Source organism: Thermus sp., from assembly GCF_037444525.1.
Classification (GTDB): domain Bacteria; phylum Deinococcota; class Deinococci; order Deinococcales; family Thermaceae; genus Thermus.
The window spans coordinates 1-3,547 of record NZ_JBBIMD010000102.1; the positions used below are offsets into that span (position 1 = coordinate 1).

4 protein-coding genes are annotated in these 3,547 nt (G+C 70.1%); 1 reads left to right on the top strand and 3 read right to left on the bottom strand.

The window, feature by feature from the left end; translation table 11 throughout:
• Positions 1-740: M28 family peptidase (locus tag WKI94_RS11595; protein ID WP_337845883.1), on the bottom strand; the 740-nt coding region annotated here is incomplete at its 3' end.
• Between the two features lie 29 nt (positions 741-769).
• On the opposite strand from WKI94_RS11595, the gene WKI94_RS11600 reads away from it, so the two are divergent.
• On the top strand, positions 770-1,834 hold the full coding sequence (locus tag WKI94_RS11600) for a PLP-dependent transferase (protein ID WP_337845884.1): 1,065 nt from the start codon (positions 770-772) through the stop codon (positions 1,832-1,834).
• Here the strand turns inward: WKI94_RS11600 and WKI94_RS11605 are convergent.
• Together WKI94_RS11605 and WKI94_RS11610 are read right to left on the bottom strand one after the other, a co-directional pair.
• Complete coding sequence (locus WKI94_RS11605) at positions 1,831-2,412, bottom strand: M24 family metallopeptidase (RefSeq protein WP_337845886.1); 582 nt, start codon at positions 2,410-2,412, stop codon at positions 1,831-1,833. The genes WKI94_RS11600 and WKI94_RS11605 overlap by 4 nt on opposite strands.
• 417 nt (positions 2,413-2,829) lie before the next feature.
• On the bottom strand, positions 2,830-3,547 hold a 718-nt coding region (locus tag WKI94_RS11610), incomplete at its 5' end, for a galactose-1-phosphate uridylyltransferase (protein ID WP_337845885.1).

The window sequence follows — 3,547 nt, forward strand, 5'->3', positions numbered from 1 at the left end:
CCCACATTGTCCAGGTTGAGGACCAGGGTACCCGGGGGCAGGTGAGGAAGGAGGGCCCTAGCCCCCAGGGCCCCCACCTCCTCGCACCCCGTGAGGGCCAGGCCCAGGCGGAAACCGGGCGGTGGGGTGGTCTTCAGGAAAAGGGCGGTGGCCACCGCCACCCCGCTTCCGTTGTCGTTCCCCCCTTCCACGTAAGGGGCTTTGAGCTCTCGGTGAAGGAGGAGGCCCGCCTGGGCCAGGAAGTAGGCCCCCACGGCCCAGGCTAAGGGGGTAAAGGCGAGGAAGGGGGCCAAGGCCGCCAGGAGGGCGTTCAGGAGGAACTGCCGCCTAAAGCCCGAAACCCGCTTGGGATGGTAGAGGAAGAAGGTCTTGGCGGTGTCCACGTGGGCGAGAAGGAGGAGGGCCTGGGGGCCTTCCCCCTTCCAGAGGAGGAGGTTTTGGGAGGGAAGGCGGTCCAGGAGGAAGCCCCAGGGCCGGTGGCCGCTGAAGTAGAGGAAGAAGGCCAAGGCCCCAAGGAGGGGAAAGAGGGGGGAAAGGGGCGAAAGGGCCAAAAGGAGGCTGATGGTCAAAAGCTCCGGGCCGTAGCTCCGCACGCCTTTGAAGGGGAGGACCTGAACCCGGTAGCCCTCCCCTTCCAGGAAGGCCTTCAGACGGCGGAAGGCCTCGGCCTCGAGGGGGGTGGCGCTCCCCCGGTGGGGGAGCTTGAGGAGCTCCAAAACCCGGGCCAGGGTGGGGTCCATGGCCTTAAGCCTACAATGGAGGGGTGGAAATGAAGCCGGAAACCTGGTTGGTACAGGGGGGGCGGCCCGAGACGCCGGGAACCCCCCTGAACACCCCCCTGGTCCCTGCCTCCAACTTCCTCCTGGGAGGCTACGCCCGGGAGGACGGGACCCCCACCTGGGCCGCCTTTGAGGAGGTGGTGGGGGGACTGGAGGGAGGGAAGGCGGTGGCCTTCGCCTCAGGGATGGCCGCGGCGGCCGCGGTCCTTAGCCTCCTCCCCCCAGGGGCCCTGGTGGTCCTCCCCACGGACTGCTACCAGGGGGTGGTGGGCCTGGCGGAAGGGGGACCTTGGCGCCTCCTCCGCCTGCCCCTGGGGGATACGGAGGCCTGGGTGGAAATAGCCAAGGAGGCGGACCTCCTTTGGCTGGAGCCCATCTCCAACCCCCTCCTGGAGGTGCCGGACCTGAAGGCCATCGCCGGGGCCTCGAGGAAGGGGCTTCTCGCGGTGGACAACACCTTCCCCACCCCCTTAAACCTCCGGCCCATGGACCTGGGGGCCGACGTGGTGGTCCACAGCGCCACCAAGATCCTCGGGGGGCACTCGGACCTCCTCCTGGGGGTGGCGGTGGCCCGGGAGGAAGCCCTCTTCCAAAGGCTCCGCAGGGCGCGGACCCTCCAGGGTGCCACCCCCGGGGCGCTGGAGGCCTTCTTGGCCCTAAGAGGCCTCCGCACCCTGGCGGTGCGTCTGGAGAGGATGCAAAAGACCGCCCAGTTCCTGGCGGAACGGCTCCAGGAGCACCCCCAGGTGGAAAGGGTCCTCTACCCTGGCCTTCCCACCCACCCGGGGCACACGCGGGCCCGAAGCCTCCTCAAAGGCTTTGGCGCCGTGGTCTCCTTCATGGTGAAGGGCGGGGCGGAAGGGGCGGACGGGGTTCTTGAGCGGGCCCGGCTCATCCGCCACGCCACAAGCCTCGGGGGCGTGGAGTCCACCATGGAGCGCCGCTCGGCCATCCCGGGCCAAGGGCACCTCCCCCCGGGCCTCCTCCGCCTAAGCGTGGGCCTCGAGGACCCCGAGGACCTCTGGGCCGACCTGGAAGGGGCCCTAGGGAGCTAGCCCCGCCACAGGTCGGGCCGCCGGCGCCCCCCTACTTCCTCCATGGGCCACAGGGGGTCTTCCGTCAGAGTTTCCAGATCGTTCTCCCCCAGGAGGAAGGTGTCCTCCACCTTGGCGCCTGGAAGGCTCGGGTTCCAGGCCAGGGCCATGCCCGGCCGGAGGCGGAGGGGATGCCCGGGGGTGGCAAAGACCTCCCGGGGACGGAAACCGGCCACACCCCCCTGGTGGTGCTCCAGAAAGGCCCCGGGGTGCCCCACCTCCTCGTACCCCCGGCGGATGGCCTCCAGCACAGCTCCTAGGCTGGCCCCGGAGCGGCTTGCGGAAAGGGCCTCCGCCTCCACCCGGAGCACCTTCTTATAGAGGGCCTCCACCTCCTCCTGGCCGAAGGCGGCCATCCGGGTGAGGCTGGCCACCAGCCCTCCCGCCTCCGCGCACACCACCGCCATGAAAGCCCGCCCCAGGGGCCGCTCCTTGGGAAGGGGGTGGCGGTGGCGGAAAAGCCGCTCCTCCCCCGCCACCAGGAGGAGCAGTGGCCGGACCCCCTCTCCCCAGAGGGCCTCGGCCAGAGCCCCCGCCAGGGCGTACTCCCGCCAGTGGGGCCCTGCCGACCGTACACCTCGCCCACCACCCGGGCGGCCCGTGCCCCCAGGACCCGCAAGGCGGCCTGAGCCCGGGAGGTGAGGACCAGGCGCAGGGGGGTGAGGTCATGCTCCAGATCGTTCGGGCTTGGGGGTGGGGGGAAGGCGTACCAGGGATGGAGGGCCACCTCCACCTCCAAGGCCTCCTCCTCCGCCAGCCGGGGGTGCTCCGGCGGGGTAGTGTGGAGCCGGATCCCCTCCCCCACCTCCAGGTAGCCCACCCCTTCCCCCAAGGGGACCAGGGTGTTCACTCCCCCGGTGAGCCAGGCGAAGTTCTCCGGCCGGGCCAAGAAAAAGCGGGGAAAGCCCTGGGCCTCCATCCAGGCTCTAAGGCGGGCCAGCGCCTCGAGGTCCACCCTAACTCACCTCCCTAAGCCGCCTTGCCGCCTCCTCGGGCAGCACGTCCACCGTGAAGGCCCAAGCCCCAAGCTCCGTCCCCGCCAGGTACTTAAGCCGCCCCGCCGCCCGGCGGATGGGGAGGAACTCTATGTGGAAGTGGAACCGGACCTCCTCCCCCTTGGGGGCCGCGTGGAAGAGCATCACGTAGGGCATGGGCTCGCCGAAGAGGGCGTCCAGCCGGGCCACCACCCGGCCCAAAAGGCGCGCCAAAGCAGCCATCTCCTCTTCCGAAAGGGTCCAAAGCCCGGGGTGGAAGGCCTCGGGGGCGATCCAGACCTCGTAGGGGAAGTGGGCGAAGGGAGGGACGAAAGCCAGGAAGCCCCCCTCCCGGTCCACCGCGTAGGGCCCCAGGTGGGGCAGGAGGTCCAGAAGGACCGGACCCTCCCGAAAGGCCTCCGCCTCCTTCTCCAAAAGGGGGGGCACGAAGGGGTAGGCGTAGATCTGCCCGTGGGGATGGTGGATGGTAACCCCGATGGCCTCCCCCCGGTTCTCAAAGGGCATGACGAAGCGCACTCCCTCCAGGGCGTAAAGGGCCTGGTAGCGGTCCCTCAGGGCGAGGAGAAGGAGAAGCCGCTCCTCGTCGGAGAGGGTGGCCAGGCTCCCCGTGTGCCGAGGGGTGTACACCACCACCTCGCACCGGCCCAGGGCAGGGGCCGTGGGGATGGGGAGGGTGGGC

Bases quoted from the DNA above. Each gene is read 5' to 3' on its own strand.
- WKI94_RS11600 (WP_337845884.1), top strand. From the start codon at position 770: ATGAAGCCGGAAACCTGGTTGGTACAGGGGGGGCGGCCCGAGACGCCG.